Annotated in this window: 17 protein-coding genes; 9 read left to right on the plus strand and 8 right to left on the minus strand. The window is 46.5% G+C overall.

What is annotated here, in order from left to right:
• Window positions 1-115 precede the first annotated feature (115 nt).
• From FKN16_RS11955 to FKN16_RS11975, 5 genes are all read left to right on the plus strand, one after another.
• Entirely contained in the window at window positions 116-1,201 is a 1,086-nt protein-coding gene (locus tag FKN16_RS11955; RefSeq protein ID WP_170902769.1) for a porin, read from the plus strand.
• Between the two features lie 257 nt (window positions 1,202-1,458).
• Window positions 1,459-2,466: a LacI family DNA-binding transcriptional regulator gene (locus tag FKN16_RS11960; protein WP_170902770.1), complete on the plus strand. Its 1,008-nt coding sequence runs from the start codon at window positions 1,459-1,461 to the stop codon at window positions 2,464-2,466.
• A 147-nt stretch (window positions 2,467-2,613) separates the two neighbouring features.
• Complete coding sequence (locus FKN16_RS11965; RefSeq protein WP_170902771.1) at window positions 2,614-3,258, plus strand: recombinase family protein; 645 nt, start codon at window positions 2,614-2,616, stop codon at window positions 3,256-3,258.
• Entirely contained in the window at window positions 3,255-4,439 is a 1,185-nt protein-coding gene (locus tag FKN16_RS11970; protein WP_170902772.1) for a multidrug effflux MFS transporter, read from the plus strand. Before FKN16_RS11965 ends, FKN16_RS11970 begins: the two co-directional genes overlap by 4 nt.
• Window positions 4,440-4,518: 79 nt before the next feature.
• Window positions 4,519-5,163, plus strand: coding sequence for an START domain-containing protein (locus FKN16_RS11975; RefSeq protein ID WP_170902870.1), 645 nt, complete (start codon window positions 4,519-4,521; stop codon window positions 5,161-5,163).
• A gap of 16 nt (window positions 5,164-5,179) precedes the next feature.
• Here the strand turns inward: FKN16_RS11975 and FKN16_RS11980 are convergent, their stop codons facing one another.
• Window positions 5,180-5,389 (minus strand): DUF3955 domain-containing protein, encoded by a 210-nt coding sequence (locus tag FKN16_RS11980; RefSeq protein ID WP_006740828.1) that lies wholly within the window; start codon window positions 5,387-5,389, stop codon window positions 5,180-5,182.
• A gap of 505 nt (window positions 5,390-5,894) precedes the next feature.
• Between FKN16_RS11980 and FKN16_RS11985 the strand changes: the two genes are divergently transcribed.
• Complete coding sequence (locus FKN16_RS11985) at window positions 5,895-8,141, plus strand: CehA/McbA family metallohydrolase (RefSeq protein WP_170902773.1); 2,247 nt, start codon at window positions 5,895-5,897, stop codon at window positions 8,139-8,141.
• An 89-nt stretch (window positions 8,142-8,230) separates the two neighbouring features.
• Here FKN16_RS11985 and FKN16_RS11990 read toward each other — a convergent pair whose 3' ends face one another.
• Window positions 8,231-9,985, minus strand: a complete 1,755-nt coding sequence (locus FKN16_RS11990; RefSeq protein ID WP_170902774.1) for a hypothetical protein — start codon at window positions 9,983-9,985, stop codon at window positions 8,231-8,233.
• 428 nt (window positions 9,986-10,413) lie between these two features.
• On the opposite strand from FKN16_RS11990, the gene FKN16_RS11995 reads away from it, so the two are divergent.
• On the plus strand, window positions 10,414-11,367 hold the full coding sequence (locus FKN16_RS11995) for a M23 family metallopeptidase (RefSeq protein WP_005395595.1): 954 nt from the start codon (window positions 10,414-10,416) through the stop codon (window positions 11,365-11,367).
• A complete protein-coding gene (locus FKN16_RS12000; protein WP_080619267.1) occupies window positions 11,271-11,723 on the plus strand; it encodes a polymer-forming cytoskeletal protein in 453 nt (150 codons plus the stop codon). The genes FKN16_RS11995 and FKN16_RS12000 overlap by 97 nt, the downstream gene beginning before the upstream one ends.
• A gap of 88 nt (window positions 11,724-11,811) precedes the next feature.
• Here FKN16_RS12000 and FKN16_RS12005 read toward each other — a convergent pair whose 3' ends face one another.
• Complete coding sequence (locus FKN16_RS12005) at window positions 11,812-14,562, minus strand: M16 family metallopeptidase (protein WP_170902775.1); 2,751 nt, start codon at window positions 14,560-14,562, stop codon at window positions 11,812-11,814.
• 364 nt (window positions 14,563-14,926) lie between these two features.
• Between FKN16_RS12005 and FKN16_RS12010 the strand changes: the two genes are divergently transcribed.
• Entirely contained in the window at window positions 14,927-16,813 is a 1,887-nt protein-coding gene (locus FKN16_RS12010) for a methyl-accepting chemotaxis protein (protein WP_005395590.1), read from the plus strand.
• 117 nt (window positions 16,814-16,930) lie between these two features.
• Here FKN16_RS12010 and fecE read toward each other — a convergent pair whose 3' ends face one another.
• The 5 genes from fecE to FKN16_RS12035 form a co-directional block, all read right to left on the minus strand.
• Window positions 16,931-17,695, minus strand: coding sequence for a Fe(3+) dicitrate ABC transporter ATP-binding protein FecE (gene fecE, locus FKN16_RS12015; RefSeq protein ID WP_020841541.1), 765 nt, complete (start codon window positions 17,693-17,695; stop codon window positions 16,931-16,933).
• A 2-nt stretch (window positions 17,696-17,697) separates the two neighbouring features.
• Window positions 17,698-18,669, minus strand: coding sequence for an iron chelate uptake ABC transporter family permease subunit (locus FKN16_RS12020; protein WP_170902776.1), 972 nt, complete (start codon window positions 18,667-18,669; stop codon window positions 17,698-17,700).
• Window positions 18,666-19,703 carry an iron chelate uptake ABC transporter family permease subunit gene (locus FKN16_RS12025; RefSeq protein ID WP_170902777.1) on the minus strand — a complete coding sequence of 346 codons (1,038 nt, stop codon included), beginning with the start codon at window positions 19,701-19,703 and terminating at the stop codon, window positions 18,666-18,668. Before FKN16_RS12025 ends, FKN16_RS12020 begins: the two co-directional genes overlap by 4 nt.
• The gene (locus FKN16_RS12030) at window positions 19,700-20,623 is read right to left on the minus strand and encodes a Fe(3+) dicitrate ABC transporter substrate-binding protein FecB (RefSeq protein WP_170902778.1); all 924 of its coding nucleotides are present in this window, start codon (window positions 20,621-20,623) and stop codon (window positions 19,700-19,702) included. Before FKN16_RS12030 ends, FKN16_RS12025 begins: the two co-directional genes overlap by 4 nt.
• 82 nt (window positions 20,624-20,705) lie before the next feature.
• The gene (locus tag FKN16_RS12035; protein ID WP_170902779.1) at window positions 20,706-22,841 is read right to left on the minus strand and encodes a TonB-dependent siderophore receptor; all 2,136 of its coding nucleotides are present in this window, start codon (window positions 22,839-22,841) and stop codon (window positions 20,706-20,708) included.
• Window positions 22,842-22,879 lie beyond the last annotated feature (38 nt).

Consider the following 22,879-nt stretch of genomic DNA (forward strand, 5'->3'; position numbering starts at 1 on the left):
TGACATGCTCCCAACTCGTGCCTCAAGGATGGGGCACAACCTCAAGATAGAACCCTTATTCAAAACGGGCATGAACGCACGGTGGCTTTCTGCGCCCTGAATAACGAGATTGATGATGAAAAAGTCGACCCTTTCTGCAGTGATTTTAGCAGCGCTTACTTCTAGCTCAGCCTTTGCTGCACACACTTTTGTTAATGACGCTGGCGACAGCCTAACCATCGATGGCCGTTTCGATCTTCGCTACCAAGACCGTGGCGGTGATGACAACGGCGAATGGAACAGCGGCAGCTCACGTTTCGGTTTGAAAGGCCAAATGGGCCTAGATAACGGCTGGACTGGTTTCGGTCACGCGGAATGGGGCTACAACTCTGGCGCGAACGGCGACAACATTTACGACCGCTTGCTATACGCAGGTGTTGATCACGAAAAATACGGCAAGATTGCTGCGGGTACTAAGCAGTGGTCTACCTTCTACGACGTAGCATGGTACACCGATTTAGGTCGTGTATTCGGTACTCGTGGCTCAGGTGTTTACAACCTAGCTGACTGGGGTATCGCATCCGGCGCGGGTCGTGCAGAAAACTCAATTACGTACCGTAATTCAATCAATGAAAAAGTGAGCTACGGCTTTACTTACCAAACCACGCGTGAAGATGTTGCTCTAGCAAGCAATGCGACAGCCTCATTGAAAAACGGCATGGGTGCGTCGATCACTTACAAACCGGTTGACGGCGTAACACTTGGTGCAGCTTACCATCAAAATGAAGTTGCGGATCTAGACGCAAGCGTGGTTGGCGTAGAAAACAGCGACAACATGCGCATCATGCTATTGGGCGCAAACTACAGCAACGGTGGCTTCTACGCAGGTGCGACTTTCCACGTTGGCGAAAACTGGGAAGCAGTTAGCCAAGGTGGTACGGACGTGATGTTCGATACCCTAGGTGGCGAAATCTACACTTACTACCACTTCGACAACGGCCTACGCCCAACGTTGAACTACAACTACATGGAAGATCGCAGTGACGAGACACAAGGTTACGAGCGTAACTTGCTGATTCCTGGTCTTGAATACCACTTCCAGAAGAACAAATTCCTAGTTTGGACTGAATACCAGTTCGACCTAGGTAAAGATCAGTACGATGGTAACAAATTCGAAAACCGTGATGATCAATTCGCGGCAGGTATTCGCTACTACTTCTGATAACCACGAGATAAGTTATTCCGGTTACGTAACTTATTCGATTTAGTGGAAATGGGAAATAAGAACAAGCCTTACCTTTTTTGGGTAAGGCTTTTTTCGTATGCAAAACATGAAATGTGACTTGGGTACTACCCAAATTGCGCCACCAAAGACAATCTAACCCTTTATTTACTTAAATCTTGCTTATTTCTCTTTATGAGTACGTACCTATTTGTGTTAACCTAGTCACAGTTAAACTGACTTATGAATCAACTCACATGAATCCTGCAAAACAAACCGTAACATCGAAGGACGTTGCCAAACTGGCTGGCGTTTCTCAATCTACTGTATCGCGTGTGTTTGTTCCGGGCAGCTCAGTGTCAGAGAAGACCAAGCAAAAGGTCTTTGAAGCTGCGAAAGCCCTAAACTACCGTCCAAATGCTTTTGCACGTAGCTTGACCACCAACGAATCTAAGTTGATCGGTTTGGTATTCCCCGATGCGGATTACCCTATCCACATGAAAACACTTCAATTGATTTCAAGTGAATTGCAGAAGCAAGGCTACTCAGCGGTGTTGATTCCATGGCAAGTGGATGATGAAGACAACCACTCAATCCCGAACATCTTCCAATACCGTGTAGATGGTGTCATTGCCGCTTCCGCTACTTTCAACAAATCACTGTATGAAGAGTGTGAAGAGTTCAATATCCCTATCGTTCAGTACGCGCGCGTCGTAGAAGGCACTAAGAGCAGTTACGTTATCAGTGACAACTACGAAGCTGGCCAACAAGCCGCGCAACTTCTGCACGAAAGTGGCGTGAAGAACGCGGTTTACCTGACAGGTGAAGTGCCAACCTTTACCAACGACGAGCGCCAAAGCGGCTTCTGCTCTGAATTTGAAGACCTAACTAGTAATACGCCACGCATCGTTGAAGCCACTTATGATTACGCTAGCTCACTCGACAAAATCCGCGAAATACTCGCTGATAAAAACCGACCAGAAGCCGTGTTCTGTGCGACCGACAACCTTGCAATGGCTGTTATGGATATTGCGCGTATCGAATGCGGATTGAGTATCCCGCAAGACTTACAAGTCATTGGTTTCGATAATATTCCGCAGACAGAGTGGTTGAGTTATCAGTTAACCACATTCCGCCAAGATTTTCGTCGTCTCGCTCGCGAATGCGTGAAGATCATTGTTGATCAAATCAATACGAAAAACGGTAGCTTGGTCAAAATGATGGTACCAGTGAAACTAATCGAGCGGCAGACAACGAAAGCTTGAATGACTAAAGCCAACTATTCAGTTGGCTTTTTTATTTGCTTTTGCTCAACCTCAATGGTTCATTTAGTGTTGTAAGCATTAATGAACCTCTGTATATTTATGAGCCATTACAGTATATGAACCAAACTTAAAAGGCGTATAGTCCATATGGCTACTTATCTTTACACACGTTACTCGCCAAAGAATCGAGCTTATCAAGAGCACCTCGGTGTCCTAAAAGCGTTCGTGCCTGACGCCCAACATTTTGAGGATAAGGTTCGCGGTTGCATGCCTCCAGCAGAACGAGAAGCTTTCCAACAGCTACTCAATATCGTCAAAGCAGGTGATACGATTGTGCTCTGGTGGCTAACGGCATTTGGTCGAGATTTTAGTCAGGCGTTAAATACAATCAATGTATTACTAGCAAAAGGGGTCACACTGAAAACCGTTTGTGAACCACTCACATTTGAACCGGATTCTGTTCAAACTCAAACGCTACTCACCGTGTTATCTGGATATGGAAAAGTGCAGACTGAACATCGCCTGTTTGCCGCAGAGCAAGGACGGCAAGCCATTAAAGATCAACCAGATTTGTGGAAACAGAAATTTCGCGGGCGCCCAGCAGACAAAACTAAACACCAACAGATCGCAACGCTGCTGTTAGAAGGCTATACGTTGAAGAGTGTTTCGGAGCAGTGTGATGTCAGCCTATCTACCGTAAAACGCGTCAAATCTAAGTTAAATGAAGTGGATGATGAAGGCTGCCTCAGAACACGAAAGCAAAGAGGTTATTCTGATGGTGATCCATCATGAGTCGCCCAATCAACTTTCGCACTATCTTACTCGCCTGTCTTATTATCAGTGTTGGCCAATTGAGCATGGGGCTTGTTATGCCCTCTTTGCCATGGATCGCAAAAGACTTTTCTATCTCCCTTGATCAAGCCCAACTGCTCGTGAGTATTTACTTACTCGGTTTTGGTCCCTCTCAGTTCATTTACGGTCCGGTATCGGATGCTTTGGGTCGAAAAACAGTACTACTGACGGGTTTGCTCATCGCGATGTCTGGTCTATTAATGATCATTTTCCTCAGTGACACCTTCACAGGCATGGTGATGGGGCGTTTTCTACAAGGCTTAGGAACTGGGTGCTGCGCGGTACTCGCAAGAGCATCGACTCGAGATAGATTTAGCGGTGATGAGCTCCCTGTCGCCATGTCTTATATCGCTATGGCAGCTTCGATCACGCCACTCATTGCGCCTGTGATTGGCGGCTTTATCAACTTCCACTTTGGTTGGAGTATGGTGTTCATTTCACTGCTAGGTTATGTCTCACTCGCTTGGGTAGTCATCGCCTTTAAGTTTACAGAAACCATTGCAAAACGATCTGTTATTCCGTCACCACGCAACATGCTTTTCCAGTATCGAGACTTGGTGACGTCACGTTACTTTATGAGTTTTGCCAGCATCAGTTGGTTAAACTTCAGCCTGATGATAACGACCGTTTCCGTGATGCCATTTATCATGCAAGACCAAATTGGCATGACATCCGATCAATACGCAATGTGGGCACTCATTCCCGCTTTAGGTATGTTAGGCGGTACCACGATTTGTAACCGAGTAAGGCCAATTATCGGCAACAAAAGAATGCTACTTTGTAGTCCATTCTTGCATCTCAGTGCTGCAATATGGTTGTTCTTCTGCCCGGTAGAACCGCTATATTTAATGTTGGGGCAACTATTAATGATCTTAGGTAACGGCATTGCCCTACCTTGCGCGCAAGCCATGGTAATGCAACCCTACAAAAAGCAGGCTGGTGCTGCAGCAGCCATGTCTGGAGGTGGACAAATGATCGTATCCTCATTGGTCAGCTTAACATTGGTACAGCTTGGTTTAAGCCAAGCCTGGCATCTATCAATCGTTATTGTGGTGTTTGCAGCAATAACGCTCACCAATATTCAACGAGGTTTTGGAGCAGAGCAACCTTCAGAACAGTAACGAAAAGACTGACTATTGTTCTTACAATTAAGAACACATCGTATAAGCTTTAACTATGGATAAGTTGGCGGGTACTAACATGATGTTGCATTTACGAATTGGCGCACTACTAGTCGCCACTTTTATATCCGCTGGCACCACCGCGAAAGCCAACGAGTACTGGCAATTTGATAGTGACGATAACGGAATCACTATCTACTCTCGAGAGCATACCGACGGTTTAGTTGAGATTCGTGCTCGGATGTTCACACCCACCAGCTATGGCGCATTTTTAACGCTATTGGAAGATAGTGACAATATCCCGAACTGGATTGACAATGCCAGTCATAGCCGGGTTTTAAATCAAATATCAGCCACCGAAAACATCGTTTATACCCAATTTACGGCGCCATGGCCTGCAAAAAATCGTGATATGCTCACCTACTCTAAATATTGGGTCGATGAGCTTGGGTTCACGATAAAAATCAAAAGCGCACCAGACTCATATCTTGCTGAACAAAAGGGCTATGTTCGCATTCGTTCGGTTGATGCAACTTGGGAATTACAAAAGCTCACTAATGGCACGACACTCATTGACTACAAAGCGTTTGCTGACCCCGGAGGCCTTTTGCCAATCTGGCTAATCAACAAACTATCAAAACAAAGTGCACGAGCAACATTTAGTAATCTAAGGAAAGAATTACCAAAATATCAGCAATACTCCCATCCTCAGATAAAGGAGTAAACTTCACGTTTGCTCTTTAATTACGATTACGGTGTTTGAAAAAAGTGCCCACAAAAGAGGCGAAGGCTAACCCCAAAAAGAGCCAAAACAAAGGGATAAACCCAAATGACTCTACTAATAAGCCATTTTCATCTACGTAAGAGCCCTGAGCGTGGTACGCAATTAAACATGCCACACCACTCAAAAACAAAACTATGCTCAGTTTATATTTACGAATAAACCCCATCTAAACCTCAAGCAATCAATTGATATATCTTCGACATATTGCCACCGTATATAGTGCACTCAAAAAACATATTGTCTCTATGTTTGCTCCAATCTTTATTAGAGGTCTTTTAGCCAGAGATAAGATAAAAACCCAAACAAAAAGAATAAAAAGTCAAATTGAACTCAAAATATTATATGCATTCTCAGAACTATCTTGACCTTTTTTCTCACATATACAGTGTAATTGTTATCATTTTGTTTGCTCAATGCTGCCAAAAATCGTTCACACCTCTCCCAAAATAATTAGTGTTCTAAATATTTTTATCACTCTACGCAAAAACAAACCAAACAACAAAAAACCTTTAAAATCAAAAGTTAATGATTAAAAGCCAATTGTAAAACAATAATAGAAACGAGTTAACCTCTTCATCTCTTTCGCTTTTTTAATTGAACGTCTAATCAAGTTAACGCACAATGCCATCGACAACTCACATAATAAATCATGAAAAAAAGGAAGTGTCTTCATGCATAATTTTTCAAAAAGTGCAGTGGCAACTTTAATCTCTGGCCTTTTGCTTGGAACTTCAGCGCATGCGGGAGTGAGTATCACACAAGGAAAGACCACGATCCCCGATGGCGAAGCAACACACGCTCAAGACATTACCGTTCAAAACGAACATGTCGCCTTCGCTCTCGCTGTTGAATCAGCACCACCATGGGGCGTACCGCGAGGAACATTGGTCGATTTGGCAGCAGTAAAGAATGGCAAAGTAGACCTTGACCGTGTTGCCTTTGCTGACTTCATTCCTAACAGCTGGTCCGCATGGCCGAATGATCGCAAGTCCATTGAAATTATCGAAGACAACGACAATAAAGCGGTCATTAAAGTGAGCCGCAACTTCGATAACGTTGATATCACAACGTGGTATACACTCGCTTCTGGATCTGACTCAATTGCGCTTAAAACGGTCATGACCAACCAAGGTAAAAAAGATCTCGCGTTAGAATCAGGGCACACCATTTGGCCAGACACTGGCTACCAATTTGCCTTGCCGGGGTTGGAAGGGAAAGAAGAATCCATGGCCGACAATGCCCTCGCCGATCGCATGGTCGCTTATGATCGAGACTGGGCCTTTGCACTTCATGCTCCTTATTTTGATCGCGTCAAATACAATGGTCGTGACATGTACCTAGGGCATACCTTGAAAGCAGGTGAAAGCCGCACTTTCCAATCCCGATTACAAGTGGTTCCAAATGGAGACATGGCCCCCATTGTCAAGGCAGAAGCTGACCGATTAGGACAAGCCACAGGCACCATCAACGGCCAATTACGCGCAGATAATGGTCGTGTTCCTGAAGATGCTATCGTGATGATCGAAAAAGAAGGACAACCCTATGCCTGGACATTGGCCAAAGATGGCCAGTACAGCATGGCGCTGCCTGAGGGTGAGTACCAAATCTACGGCACAGCGACTGGTCACGCAAACAGCAAGCTGCAATCGATTCAAGTGGCGAGAAATAGCGAGCAAACACTCGATTTTACGTCGCTAAAACGCCCTGCAACTCTCTCACTTCAAGTTGAAGAGGCAACATCAGGTCTGGCCAAAGATGCGAGAATCACCATTCTTGAAGGTCAAGCGCCACCGGTTGAATTTTTAGGTAAACGCACCTTCTTTACCGATCTGCTGCCTGCAGGTCATGCGGAGCTAAAACTGGCACCCGGTCAATACAAATTAGGTATCAACTCTGGTGGAGGCTTTACAGCTAAAACCCAAACATTAGACGTAACCCTAACGTCCGGTAAAACGACGAAGCAACGAGTAGAAGTGCCTCAAGTGACGTTTCCTAACCGTCAGCATTGGTATGGCGCAGATTTACACCATCATGGCAACGTGTTGGAAGGCGTTACTCCGCCAGAAATTGTTGTGCGTGCTCAATTGGCAACGGATCTTGATCTGACTTTCATTAGCGATCATGACTCAACCATTAACCACCAGAAGTTTGCAGAACTATCTGCGAAACGTGGCGTGCCTTTCATCCCGTCGATCGAAGTTTCGCCATCATGGGGACATATGAACCCATTTCCTATCGATAATGGCGCCGAGCTAACGGTCGATCCTGGCACTGCTGACGTTCACACGTTACTTAACGCCGTACATGAGATGGGGGCTGAAGTCGTACCGATGAACCATCCATACAACGATTATGGCTACTTTACGAATATCGCTAAAAATGCAGTCCTTGGTGGTAAAACGGATCGCTTCGACCTTATGGAGCTTAATGCGCGCGTAGACAATGAACCAACATTGAAGAAAGCGCATAAACTCTGGGACCTGGGTGAAGCAATGTACTTTACGGCGGGAACCGACACCCACGATGCGTGGAACCAACTCACGGGGCAGATTCGAATGATGGCAAGAGTCGATGGAGAGCTAACGCCGTCGAAGTTTGCGCAAGCACTTAAAGCCGGCCATGGCTACGCAACACAAGGCCCTATTCTTTATCCGCAAAACATTATGTTTGGTGAAACAGCAACAGCTGGCGATACGTGGGACATCCACGTCGTTGCAGCCGATGGTCTAAAAGAAATTCGATTGATCGGTAAAGGCGGCAACGTGCTGAATACCCTGACGATTAACCCGAAAGTTGATACTCAACGCATAGAGTTGTCGCTACCTATACCTAGCGGCGCAGAGGGATGGATAAGTTTAGAAGTCGAAGATAAAGACGGCAGCACAGCCTGGAGTAACCCTGTTTGGTTGCAGTCATAATCTTGATGAATGTCCGACTCGATGGTAAACAAATCTGAGTTCGACGATGAAATAAAGGCGGCACTAGCCGCCTTTTTCTACTCGATGTTTTACTGCTGTGCAACCGTCACGGGTTTGGTCGCACCACGGTAATCAAACTCAAAACCAATACCTTGGTCTGTCACGTCCATCGTCATACCACCAACAAGCTCGCCTTGTAAGCTTTTCATAACATCATCAGGTAGCGGTTCACCAGTCACGGCTGACGCACTTTCCAACACTTCCAAAATGCGTTCTGAATCGAAGTCAAAACTGAACAAGCCATTTGGAGAAAGTGGTTGTGCCATCACTTCTTTGCTCGCGTCTTCGGCATTCTCACCACTGTAGAGCGTAAAATGGTTTTCGTTTAAGCGAGCAAACACATCCATCTTCAAGCCTGTGTGCATTTCGAGCAGGTCACTGACATTAACAGGCTGGTTATCCGGCTGAATTTGTAATTGAGCAAGTTCAGGGACAAACATTTGCGCGGTTTGAATCAGCATCATTGGATCATTGGCAGATAGAGACAACATACCATCTAGCTGGCTAAATACTTCACCGTGCTGAGCATTAGTGTCAACGTGGATATCAAACATCTGCAGGCTTAATCCTTTCAGGCCGTTAACCATGCCGGAGCCCATGCTCACAGCTGCGGCTGGGTTTTGGCCACCCATCTCTTGCTGCATTTGAGTCAATAAAGAGCATTGGTACTGAGGCTGAGTCAAGTCGCTCCAAATCTGACCAATCGATGGCGCTAGCGTATTAATGTCTAAACCAAGCGCCATGCTAAAGAAGCTCTTATCATTGTTCGATTCTGCCAAAACGCCACGAATCGACTTAAGCGCATCTAGAATCACTTTATTTTTCGATTCAACAACAAAAGCACCTTTAATGAATGCCTGCTCGCCTTTCAACTTGTATTCCGCAAATGCGACGGATTGAGGCCAGTTTTCTGCAACTTGAGTAAGTTCAGTATGACAGGCTGGTGAACGCATCTCCTGAATAGTCGGCTCAGGATCAATGGCATCCAGCATGCTGACTTGACGCGCAAAGATATTGCCATCTTTCGTCGTCAAACCTTTAACCAATTCACGGTGCTCAAAGTAACCGAAAGAGTTATTGTTTTCGCCGTATTTAGCCTGCAACGCCGCTAGGCGTCCACTCTCCGCAATGTTTTGACTTGGTGACTCAAGTCCCAATGCCATTTTAAGCGGGTTTTGAACACCCAGTTGCGGAATATCAACCGTTAACGTAAGTACGTTGTCAACCACGGCAACAACCAAGCCAATGCCATCTTGCGGGTCAACCGAATCTGTCATCTCGTAACGACGAAACTCCACTTCACCAAGTTTAACCAGCTCGTGCTTAGCACCGCTCATCTGCTCTTCGTGATCCAATGTTTTCCATAACGCGGCAGGGTCTTCAATCTTCAATTTGTACACTGGTACCATACCGATTGTGTACAACACAGGGTTAATATTTTCTCCGGTACCTAAGTAGGCTTTTAACGTTTCTGGCGATGCTGCGCTCTCCAGATATCCATCAAACAAGTTAACGGCAAACTGTTGCTGTGGAGAAAGTGGTTCATCGGCAAAAAGTTCAGCAATCGAGCCTTGGTTAGCCGTGCCAAATGCATTCATGTATTTATAATGATTAAAAGGTTCCGTCTGATACGTCACCATGAGCGAATCCGCAGGAACTTGCGAAAGTAGTGATACTGAATCACTCGGGGTAGTATTGTTTTGGTACAGGTAGCCAGCGCCCCCTGCAGCTGCGACCACTGCTGTAGCCAATAGTAGTTTTTTCACGACCAACTCCGTTGTCATAGTTATGTGTTCCTAAGCGAAATATCACGCTTAGGTTTAAAGCCTTTGAATAGCACTTTTATATCGACCGCTATCATAAACAAGTTATCGATATAATGAATGTCGGTTTGATAAATTATCCAACATTTATAAGGTAAACCGTGAAGTAAGTTGAATTGCGTGAGGATGCTATTGGCAATATTCACAATCTAATTTCTCGGATAACCACCTTACAAATCAAAATCTTCAGTTCAATAAAGCGATTTGGAGTAACTACGACCAAAAGCGCTAGGATATTAAATCTTTATTGAGTCTTTTATCTAATATCTGAAAACGCCTCACGACCTGACACTTCTTTCCAATTTGCCTCTAGCGGTCCCCGTTCGTTTTCCTTACATTCCCATTAACTCAGTGACGAGACGTATACCAGATACGAGCAGTAGAAGACGATGAAAGACCAGTTGACGATCTCTATATCAACCATCAATGGCTCCAGACATTGGTACTTCAGTAAAAGGATGCAACGCAATCTAAAAACGTTTTTATGCTTTTTTGTCATTGCTCTGGCCGCAACCGCGATCTTAATTCATCACTTGTACACTCGCGTCGATAATGCCGCGTTAAAACAAGCTGAATTGACAGAACATTCGCGCACTATGGGTGAAGAGCTCAGCACACTGAAAGCATTAAAATCCGAGCTGGAAAGTGATCTCTCAGAGCGAGAAGAGCGAGTACAACTTGTTTCGGAGCGTTTGGGAGAGTTAGAGAAAGTCCTTGGAGTTGGAGAACATACTACCACGGATAATTTGGATGCCCGACTTGATGCGGCGGCGATTACGTCGAACGTTCGCATGGTGTTGTTAAACCAAATACCAAGCGGGTCTCCGGTCGGTAAAGCGCGGCTCTCTTCTCGCTTCGGTAAGCGCATTCATCCGGTGACAAAAGTCGCTAAGATGCATCGCGGGCTCGATTTTGCCGTGAATACCGGTACTAAGGTTTATGCCCCAGCAGATGGGGTTGTGGAAGTCACCCGCCGCAGCAATAAAGGCTCTGGTAACTTCCTCAGGCTGCAACATTCTTTCGGTTTTTCGAGTTCTTATTCGCACTTGAAAAAGTTCAAAGTAAAAAGCGGTCAGTTCGTCAAAAAAGGGCAACTGATTGCAATTTCCGGCAACAGTGGGCTCTCTTCTGGCCCTCACCTTCACTACGAGGTGCGTTTTGTTGGGCGAGCACTGAATCCGAAGCCATTTGTCGATTGGAGCCTCAATGATTTCGAAGACATTTTTACTAAGGAGCGAAGAATACGATGGGAATCTTTAATCAAAACCGTGGAACAACGAGTAGCTCAGCAGCTTCAACTCTCATCGCCAAAGGCTGTGCTGTTAGCGGAGAACTCAAAGTAGAAAACGATGTCCAGATTGATGGCATCGTCGATGGTCAAATTAATGTAGAAGGCACTCTCGTCGTTGCAGAAAGCGGCCGAGTAAACGGTGAGATCTACGCTAAGCAACTGATCATCAATGGCATGATGGATGGTAACTGTCACGCAGAACACATTCAAGTACTTGCCAAGGGACGTGTAAGTGGGAGGATCTGGAGTAATAACCTCAGCATCGAACCTGGTGGTAAATTCTTTGGTGAGGCGGCCGAATTACCTGAAAAAGAAGTGGTGACACTGAAAGGGAAGGCTCAAGAAAACGCCAGCACGAAAGAAAACAATACCAACAATGAAAAGCGACCTGCGCGTAAATCAGCGTAAACTCTTTGGTTAAAGTGCATAAAAAAGACGGCTTTCACGCCGTCTTTTTTATTACTAGAGACACGAGCGTCGTCAGAAGCTACAGTGATTATTCGGCCGGGTTTAAAATCATCACCGAGCGCTTTGCTTGTGGACCAAAAGCCGCTTTCGCATGCGCTTTCACTTCTTCTAATGTCACACTCTTAGCCGCTTTCTCAACGTCAAGTAACACATCGACGCCGTAATCATGCACTAAGTAGCGAGTATACGACCATGCGCGCTGAGCAGGGTTATCATCTAATCCTTGCATCGCTACCGCCAATTGCTTCGCTGCCGTATCCACCTCTTTTTGCGTGATGTTCGAAGCCAAGTCATCAAACATTTTGCCTAACTTGCTATCTAAAACTGCCACGTCTTCGGGCTCAACTTGAGATTCCAAGAGCCAATCAGAGATTGGTTCGCGATCTTGCGTCACGGTGTAAATATTTGGGCTGTAATCGAGACTAGACTCTTCTCGCACAATATCCAAGACACGCGCATTACTGATACGTTGCAAAATATCTTCGATAACCGTATCCCTTGCCGTACGTTGGTAATCGTTCGTGTTAGTCAAACGCATTACATACAAGGATGAAGGTTCATGACCATCCGCAACGACTGTTCGCGCCGGCACGTCGGTGTTGAACGCAACATGGTAATCAATCGAACGACCCGGTTTCATCTCGATGGAGGCCACATACTTACGCAAGAGTGGCGTAATTTCTTCCGGCTCGACATTTGCCACAATGACCATCTTAAAACCATCATTGGTTTTGAAAAGTTGCTCATGCACCGCCAGTATTTGCTCGGAAGTCACTTGTTCAACATCATCACTGGACACTATACGATGACGACTACCCGGCAAATAAGAATTACCGTTTGCTTTCTGAATCAGTTTTCCCATCGGCGATTCAAAAAAAGCGCCACTCTGCTGTTTAAACTCTTGCTTTGCTGCCGCCATCTGGCGCTCGTCGACTTTAATCTCCGTCGCTAGGTTGTATAGTCCATTCAACGCGTAAGTTAAATGCGTTGTTGGCGCGGTAATTTGTGAACCGTGACTGGTCGCATCAAGAATCGCGCTAAGCGCAATGTTATTTTTGCGTAAGTAACTGTCTAACTCTGAACCAGAAAATGCCCCTAACCCACTGCGTATCGCCGTCGTTGCGGCGATTTCATACGCAGCATATAACGCTGGATCAACGGCGGCTTTACCGCCTTGGCTCGCATAGTAAATATAAGCTCGACCACCCGCTTTGGCATCTTTTTGGAACCACACTTCGACACCGTTTGATAGCGTATAAACTTGAAAGCCACCCGCTTCCTGACGCATGCTGGTGATGGTACCTTCTTGAGTAGGCTGTAAGAATCCATCCACTTTGTCATACATCTCTAACGGTTTTTCGCCCGTTTGGAGGTAGGCACTGTATAGATCGGTAAATACATCATTGAACTGAGCTGACGTTTCACTTTTCCCTAACCCAATCACAAAGATTGGTTGCTCAGACAACAAGGCATTCAATTGCGTGTTAATGCTCTCTAGGTTCTCGTTGTTGATGAATTCAGACAAACTCTGGGCGTAACTCTCTTTTGATTGACTCACACTGCCTTGGTCAATTTGGAAAACACGCGCTTCTGCGTAACTGTTTGGCTTACGCTGACTCCAATCTGAATCAATATTTGCAAGTTCACCTTGCCAATTTGACATGATGCTCTCTAACTCAGATTGAGTCGCACCATAATCTCTCAGTGACGCCAACGTGCTGATGAAAGTTTGATGCATTTGTTCACGACGCTCAGGCGCAAACGAAATACCTGCCGACATCATGCGCTGGTAGTTGGAGTAGTAAGGCTGGGCATAAGCATACTGAAAAGGTTCAGCGGCATCATTAAGTACACGAATCAGACGTTGTTGAATTAGCTGTGTTGCGACTTCATCACGCCACACTTGATGCTGTTGTTCAATCGTAGTGCTGCCACTTAGACCACGCTCAATCACTAAATGAAGGCTTGGTGATTCCATCGTGTTACTTGGCAAGATTCGGTTTTGGTTGTTCACTCGAATATCGCGGCGCTTCTCTATTACGGTATCCGAGGTGCTTTCCCAGTTCGAGAATTTGTTTTCGATAATATTGGACAGTGAATCCACGTCGATATTACCGGTCACAACCAACTCGGCATTTTGTGGTTGGTACCACTTGTCGTAAAACGCTTTTAGCTTGCTTGATGAGGCATTTTGAATCGCTTCGCGAGTACCAATTGGGTCGTGTTCACCATACATAGTGCCTTCAATCGACGCTTGATAAGCATGCATAGAAAAGGACTTATCATCCGGGTTAGCACGTCGCCATTCACCAAGGATCACCCCTTTTTCTTTCTCTACTTGTTCAGGAGCAAACTGAAGTCCGTTTCCGATATCTCTCATCCACTTCAGGGCATCTTCCAGCTTTGTATTATTGGCAAGATCAAGTTGGTAAGAAGTTTGCTGATAAGTGGTAAAGGCGTTGATATCGGCACCAAAGCTACCACCAGATTGCTCGAAAAGTTTAACAACGTCGTTGCCGGTAAAATGCGTGCTGCCATTAAACGCCATATGCTCAACAAAGTGAGCGTAACCTTTTTGATTGGCTTCTTCTTGGAATGAGCCGACATTCAGAACCAAACGGACCGATACTTCTTGGTCTTTTGTTGGATAAAGATGGTATTTCATACCGTTCGATAACTGGTCGACATGCCAATTGGCGTCAGGCTGAATCGGCGTGGATTGTTGTGTCAGAGCACACCCTGACACTAATAACGCGGGGACTAACAATATACTGCGCATAACTATTGCCCATAACAATGATTAAGCCGATCAATATAATCCTCGTTCGATGACCTTCACATTTTTAATGGATTATTTACCACTCAAACGTGATGTAAATCACCTTTTAATGAAATCAATTATCATTTACAAAAATAGACAAATCCTTACTTTACAAATAGATAAATAATAAAGCTTAAAAGCCTTTTTCTTATTTGATGTAAAACTCAAATTCGCGACATGGAGTCAGTATTTATTTTGAGCAATAAAATATAATTATTGAACAGATTCGAATCTGACTTTCTGCTGCATATTCAACGGCTCGGTGAGTCCTGATGAGAATAAAAACACAACAACTATTATTCAAAGATCTATTATTCGCTTTATGTTCAAAAATCTATCATTAAAAAACAAACTGGCGATCTCTGCCAGTGCTGCCATCATTCTCGGGGGAGTGCTGGTAGAAGGGCTGTCTTTTCGAGATTCATTAAACAGACTGGATGTCGAAGTCGCGCAACGACTAGAAAGCACCAGCGCATCTTACAATCAATACGTAAAGGACTGGTTACTCTCAAAAGAGCGTGCACTGACGTCACTCTCTTCCGATTCAGAAAAGCGTTCTCTGGTTACGCACTTGAAACAAGTCCGAGACTCTGGCGCGTTTGATAACGTCTTTCTCGCTTACCCAGACGGCTCACAAGACAACGCCAATGGGGTGGTTTTGCCACCAGGTAATAACGACCCACGCAAATGGGGTTGGTACACCAACGCCATTGCCAATCCATCGAAAGTCTTTATGGATAACCCAACCGTCGCAGCGGCCACGGGGGCCAACGTCGTGTCGCTTGGTAAAGCCCTGCAACTACATGGTCAAACCGTCGTTCTGGGTGCTGACGTCGAGATCGGTGATATTCTGAACAGCCTCAACCAAGTGATCCTACCGGGTGAAGGCTATATGTTTATTGCCAATGAACAGGGCAATATTTTCACCCATAACGACGGTAAACTGCTGAATCAACCTGTTAGCAAGCTGGGCCTAAACAACAGCGATATTACCTCTGCCGCACGTTCCGGTACAGAGCGTCGCGTCTCGATTAACAACACCGAATATGTGGTTTACGCGCGCCAAATTGAGGGCACCAAACTCACAACGGTCACAGTGTTAGATCAAAACTCGTTAGTTGCCCCTCTCTACGAAGCCGTTTGGGATCAAATCATCGCAACCACTATCGTCGTCGTCATCTGTGTGGCTTTGTTTAACCTGCTATGTAACATCTTGTTCCGTCCGCTCTACAATGTTTCGAATGCGCTCGCGCAAATCGCCAACGGTAGCGGCGACCTGACTCAACGCATCAAAGTAGAAAACCGTGACGAAGTTGGTGAACTGGCTGAAAACTTCAACCAGTTCGTTGAAAGTTTGCAGCAACTTATTGGTCACATTCGTCACCAAGCGGAAGAACTGGGCCAACAATCGGAGCTGAGCACGACTCGCGCGAATCAATCGGTTTCTGATCTGAACCATCAGCAACAAGAAATCACTATGGTGGCGACCGCTGTGACCGAAATGGCATCGGCAACGCAAGAGATTGCAGCACATGCAGAGCAGACGGCTAAAGCCGCTCAAGACTCTTCAGCGAGCACACAAAATGGTCATGAATTGGTGATCAACTCCAAGTCGTCCATCAACAATTTGTCTTCTGAAGTCAACCAAGCGAGCGTTGTCATCGGCGAGCTCAACCAGCACGCGCAAGACATCTCAACCGTACTATCAACGATTCGAGACATCGCAGAACAAACCAACTTACTGGCTCTGAATGCGGCGATTGAAGCGGCGCGTGCAGGTGAACAAGGTCGCGGTTTTGCCGTTGTTGCAGACGAGGTTCGCGTACTATCACAACGCACACACACCTCAACCGAAGAGATTCGCTCGACGATCGAGACTTTGCAGCAAACCACACAACGCGCTGTGACCATCATGGATACAAGCTCTCAACTTGCCCAAGGATCAGTGGAAGATGCCGATCGCGCAGCACTGGCTCTGGATGAAATCAACGCGGCCGTTGCGTTGATCAGCGATATGGCAACGCAAATCGCGACCGCAGCCGAAGAGCAAACGCACGTAACCAATGAAATCACACAAAACGTCACGTCAATTAAAGATGTGACTGATCACTTGGTGGTTGGTGCCGAAGAATCGATGAATCAATCTGCTGAGCTGAAATCACAAGCCGAGGATCTCAACTCGAAAGTAGCGACGTTTAAACTGGCTTAAACGCCACGTTAGGAACGCACTTAAAAACAACAAACCCCGCTAGCAAATGTATAACTAGCGGGGTTTATTTTTATGGCTCGACGTTTTTATTGCAGATAGCTTTCGAAAGACGTAAACCTACACCGCCACACACATCGGCGTACCTGAGATTGGGTCGTTAAATACTCTCGCTTGTAAATCAAACACCGATGCCAACATGCCCTCTGTTAGTACCTCTTGCGGCGTTCCCTGAGTGACTAACTGACCTTTTTCCAACACCACCAAATGATCACAGTAACGGCAAGCTTGGTTTAGATCGTGCAGCACTACCACTACAGTTTTGCCTTTGTCGTTCATCTGCCTCATGAGTTTCATCAGCTCAACTTGGTGAGAGAGATCCAAGTAAGTGGTTGGTTCATCAAGCATCACTACGTCAGTATCTTGCGCCATTACCATCGCAATCCACGCCCTTTGTCTTTGACCACCAGACAACGATTCAACTGGCTTGTCAGCAAACTCTATCACGCCAGTATCTTGCATTGCTTGCTCGACTAAGGCTTTGTCTTGTTGACTTAACCTGCCCCAATGAGAGAGGTAAGGCGAGCGGCCATATTCGACCAGTTTTCTGACGGTAATACCTTCAGGGCTGACAAGAATTTGCGGCAGCAAAGACAACGAACGCGCCAAGCGTTTATCGCCATAGTTGCTTAGTGGTTTTTCGTCATACAACACTTGGCCGGAAGCTGGCTTGTTAATGCGTACCAAGGTTTTTAATAATGTCGATTTACCGCAACCATTTGGGCCAACTAGTGCGGTAATTTTACCTTGAGGAATCGACAAAGAGAGATCTGGAATGATGGTCTGTTTGCCGTACGCGACGGATAAGTTCTGCGTTCGTAACATGCTTACCAACCTCTATAACGATACAAAAGAAAAATGAAATATGGTGCGCCAATAACAGATGTCAGCACTCCCGCTGGTAGCTCAATTGGCGGCTGTAAGCCTCTCGCTAAACCATCTGCGCAAATCACCAACAAAGCGCCAAGGGTTGCAGCGGCTGGAATCAACAACTTGTGGTTGTGGCCAAACAGCAAACGCGCAAGATGCGGCGCAAGAAGACCAACAAAGCTTATTGTACCTGCCACAGACACGCTGATGCTCGCCAGCAGTACCGCAGCAATCAGCGCAAGAATTTGGATCTGTCTTGGTTTCGTGCCAAGCGTAGTGGCGCTTTCTTCTCCCAGCCCCATCACATCTAGCCGCCAAGCCAGCCAAAACGCCAATGGCAGTAGCAGCATTAGAGCACTCCAAATAAACGGCACTTGTTGCCAGTTTCGTCCCCACAAACTGCCCGTTAGCCAGACCATCGCCGTGTTGATTTCAATAGGGTGCACAATCAGAAGAAAGTCGATACCGCTGGCTAAAAATGCGCTGACAGCAACACCAATCAGCGCCAAACGTGCTGGTGTTGGTTTCGACCAGTAAGCCAGCACAGCAATAAAGCCAGCAGCAAGCAAGCCTCCCGCCATGGCGACCATCGGCAACATTGCCACTGGCGCATTTGGATACAGCACCAAACAAGCGGTAGCCGCCAGTCCTGCTCCGGCGCTTATCCCCATTAAATCTGGTGAGGCAAGTGGATTACGGATGACGCCTTGCACTAAAACGCCTGACAGCCCCAACCCAGCGCCCACGCCAATGGCGAGCAACATTCTCGGCAATCGATATTGGTGAATCACAAAGTCCGAATCAGAGAAAGAAAACAGCAATGCAAAAACCTGTTGAGCCGACAGATTCGCCGCACCAACAAACAGCGTGAGAGACGACGCAATCAGCAAAAGCCCAAGCAGTGCCATCAGTTTGGTTTGATTCATCATGATGATTTCCTCATTGCAATCGCGATAAAGCAAGGTGTGCCCAACATTGCGGTAATCACACCCACCGGCGTTTCGGCCGGAAAGGCAATCGCGCGTGACAAAGTATCTGACCACGTAACCAATGCCGCGCCACACAAAGCGGAAACCGGAATGAGGATGTGATAATTGTGACCAACAATCGGGCGTACCAAGTGCGGCACTAACAACCCGACAAAGCCAATTGGCCCTGCAATAGCTACGCTAGTACCTGCCAACAGCACAACCGCTAAACCACTGATTAATCGCGTAAGACGAATGTTACCACCCAACCCGACAGCAACTTCGTCCCCTAGCGCGAGTAAATTTAAGTTCCGCGCTAATCCCATAGCGAGCACCAAACCTAAAGTCGCAAAAGGCCACAGTTGCTGCCACTGCTGAGAATCTACCGCAGAGAGTGAACCCGTTAACCAATGCAACACGCTGTAAGCCATGTCATCTGCCAAAATTACCGACGCACGAGTTAACCCTATCAGTAGCGCACTGATGGCAATGCCCGCCAACACCAAACGCAACGGGTGAGAACGCGCAGAGAAAAAACCGCCCAACAACATGACCACACCACCACTTAGTAGCGCACCGCATACTGCGTTGATGATGGGGTTCAATTGACTAAAGAATGGTACGCCGATGGAAGCCAAGGCCATAAAACACGCCGCACCAGCATTAATGCCGAGAATGGATGGCGACGCCAAAGGGTTGCGAGTTAATCCTTGCATCAGCACTCCGGATACCGCAAGCGAAGCGCCAATTAATAACCCAGCATAGGCACGAGGCGCACGCAGCGTCGCGAGGATTTGATGCAGCATATTGCCCTCATCAAACGCAAACCAATAGCTTGTCAGATCATTAACGCTCAAAGAAAAGTTGGACCAGCCAATCATTGAGGCTGCATAGCCTGAGAGCGTACACAACGCCATAGCACAGACAAACAAGCTCGCTTTCCAATGCGATTTGCTAACCGAAGACGCGCTTTCTGAGCTTATCGCCGCACTCATGAGCGCTCCAATAACGCTTCAAGGTTGCGAGCAATTTCTTCCGCAGCCAACATGCCGCGATTTAATGACCACAGTTCCGGAGAGACTTCTACCAGTTGCTGCTTTTTCGCCGCAGTTAACAGCTTAAATAATGGATTTTTGCGCCATTCATCCACGATATTTGGTTGAGAGTAAAGTCCAACTAGTAACCAATCAGGGTTGGTTTTTAGTAAAAGTTCGAAGCTGGTTGGGATATACGCATTGCGCTCAGATGGAGCCAGCGGGCTTTGGATGCCTAGAGTGCTCAAAACGCCACCAGCGTAAGAAACCGGGCTATGCAGCCACATCCCTTTGTCGGAAACCACACCAAACTGAATGGTTTCTTGTGTCGAAAAATGCTGTTTGAACTCTACCATGGTCTGTTTGTGCTGCTCAATGCGTTGCGTCATTTGCGCTTGTTTGCCAATTGCCACGCCGATTTTGTGTGCGGATTCGAGGTTTTCTTTATACGTCTCTCCACGGCTTTTTAACAGCAAGGTTGGCGCAATTCGCTGCAAATCTTGATAAATCGCGCGATGACGTTCGGCATCGGCAATGATCAAATCAGGCTTGAGCACCGCAATCGCCTCTAAACTCGGTTGTGAACGCATGCCGACCGATTGCCAAGGTTCAATCTTGGCGCGAACAGCAGGGATGACTCGTGTGGCATCGTTGTCATCGGCAACGCCTACCGGTGAAACATCGACTGCCGCTAATGCATCGACAAACGAAAATTCTAAAACCACAATACGTTGAGGTATCGCTTCTAGCTCAAAAGTACCTTGCTCATCTTGCACGCTACGCACCTGAGACAATGCGCTAAATGACATCAAAGCTGAGCTCAGTAGCATCAGCAAAACGGTTGAAAAGTGTTTGATCGTAAATTGTTTTTTATTTTTCATCTTGCTTTTTCCAGTGCTAAGATCGGCAAAGTCGCCAAGGTAAATTGGCGACTTTTCTTTTCAGACTCGGTGAACGAAACGCTTAAAACTGATAGTTCAGATCCAGCGTGTAAGAGCGTCCCGGAGCTGGGTATCGACCAACTGGGCTGGTATCAATCCCACGGAAGTAATACTCCTCGTCAAACAAGTTGTTTACAGCAACATTCATGCGCAACTTGCCTTTGTCGTCTTTGTATAAATCCGTGCCTAAGTTGAAGTTCCACACCATGTAAGACGGCACTTTGCCCGTTGCACCTGTTGCGTCTTCGGCACTGGTGTTGGCGTTATCGGTATACGAATCACTGAAGTAGAAGCCCGATAGCGTGGTGTCCATGCCGTAAAATGCGTAGGTTGCATCCCAACCAAGCTGATGCTTAGAGGTGTAAGGCAGTTGATTACCTTTATTCTCACCTTCTTCTTCAAGCGTAGCGTCTAGATAGTTATAGCTTGCGCCTAAACTCAGTGCAGGTAGTGCTTCAGGCACGTAACGAGCAGAAAGCTCTAAACCTTGGTGAAGGGTTCTACCTATATTTTCAGACGTATTTGTCGCACTCCGCCACTGCAACTGATCCTTAAAGTCAATGCGATACAAAGCTGCATTGAAGCTTGTTGAATCTTGAACATACCGAACGCCAAGTTCGTAGTTCCAAGCCAACTCACTGCTTTCCTCACCGACCCCTCGAACATTAACAAGCTGAGGAACGCGAAGAGATTTCTGCGCATTGGCATAGCTCAGCCATTGTTCATTCCAGTTATATGCGATCGTCACACCAGGCAATAATTCAGTCACCTTGTTTCCAGATTCTTGCCCGCTGCCCAAATCTTTATAGGACATATCAACAAATTCATAACGAAGTCCGGGCGTGACTTTTAACGCACCATTAAACAACCCGACTTCGTTGCTCACATATCCTGCGTACGCATCGGTATCAAGGTGCCAGTTTCGCGGTACATTTGTGGCTCCGCCTGACACTGGTGTTTGTGTCACTTTATATTGAATGTCTTCATTAATGTAACGAGTCCCTATAATCCAGTTTTGCGTAATGGCACCTCCATCAACAAAAACAGCAAGCTTAGGTTCGATACCATAAACACGGAACTCTCGTGGTGAAGTGCTTACTTTCGTAGAAGGCAAAGCCGGATCCGCCCAATGGCCACCCGCGCTGTTAAAGCCCCACTTGAAAAGACGCTCTGACTTATGACCAAACGTTAGCACTTCTAGCTCGGCACTGTCGGCAAATGGCAAATCGTGGATGTACTTAACGCTCCATCGCGTCGACTTACCTTCATAATCATCGTAAGGACGTTTCGATTGATGACGATCTTGCTCGTAATCTTGTGGCGAAAGTGCGCCCGGCATTTGCGTTTCAGCATCGTAACGTTGCAGGAATGCTTGAATCTCTTGAGTATCACTCAGTAGCCATTGTACTTTAGCTTGAAAGTTCTTCACGTCCGTATCGGAATGTTCACGGAAGCTTTCGCCTTTTAGAAAGTTACCTTCCAACTGCAGCGCGAATGTGTCGCTTAACCAGCCACCCGTGCGTAGGTAAAAATCATTCAGCGGCGCATCACCACCGTCAAACACGGTAAGGCGGTTGCTAATTTCAGTTTGCCAAGTGTGTGGAATCGGTTTGGTCACTAGGTTGATCACACCACCGACGTTGTTTGGACCGTACTGCACTGCGGCACCACCGCGTACAATGTCAATACGATCAAGCATCGACAGCGTTGCTGGGAAGATAGACTGACCAGTATGGCCGTATGGCGCGAGCGTTAGCGGCACACCATCCATCAAGAACTGCGCATGACCACTGCGGCTTGCTTTCAAACCGCGTACGGAAATGTTAGGCAATACGCCCGTTCCGCTTTCATCCTGAACTTTAATACCCGGAACACGCTGTAGCGCATTATCGATCGAACCAGCTGCGGTTTTCTCAATTTGATCACGGGTAATGACGGTACGAGCACCAGGGTACTCTTTGACGTCTTCAATGTCAGAGTTGCCAATCACGCTGCCAGTGACAACAACCGTTTCCATCACGGTGGTTTCGTTTTTTGCGGCAGGAGCGGCAACTGCGCTCATGGAGGTGGCAGAAGCGATAGCAATCGCGAGCACACTGTAAGTGGTAGACAAACCAGCACGTACACGCACTTTACCATCCAAATTCTGGTAAGACATTAAGGTCTCCTTTGCGAGAAATTGAGCCTCGGGTAAAA

The sequence above is a fragment of the Vibrio sp. 11-4(1) genome (assembly GCF_013048625.1).
Taxonomy (GTDB): domain Bacteria; phylum Pseudomonadota; class Gammaproteobacteria; order Enterobacterales; family Vibrionaceae; genus Vibrio; species Vibrio diabolicus.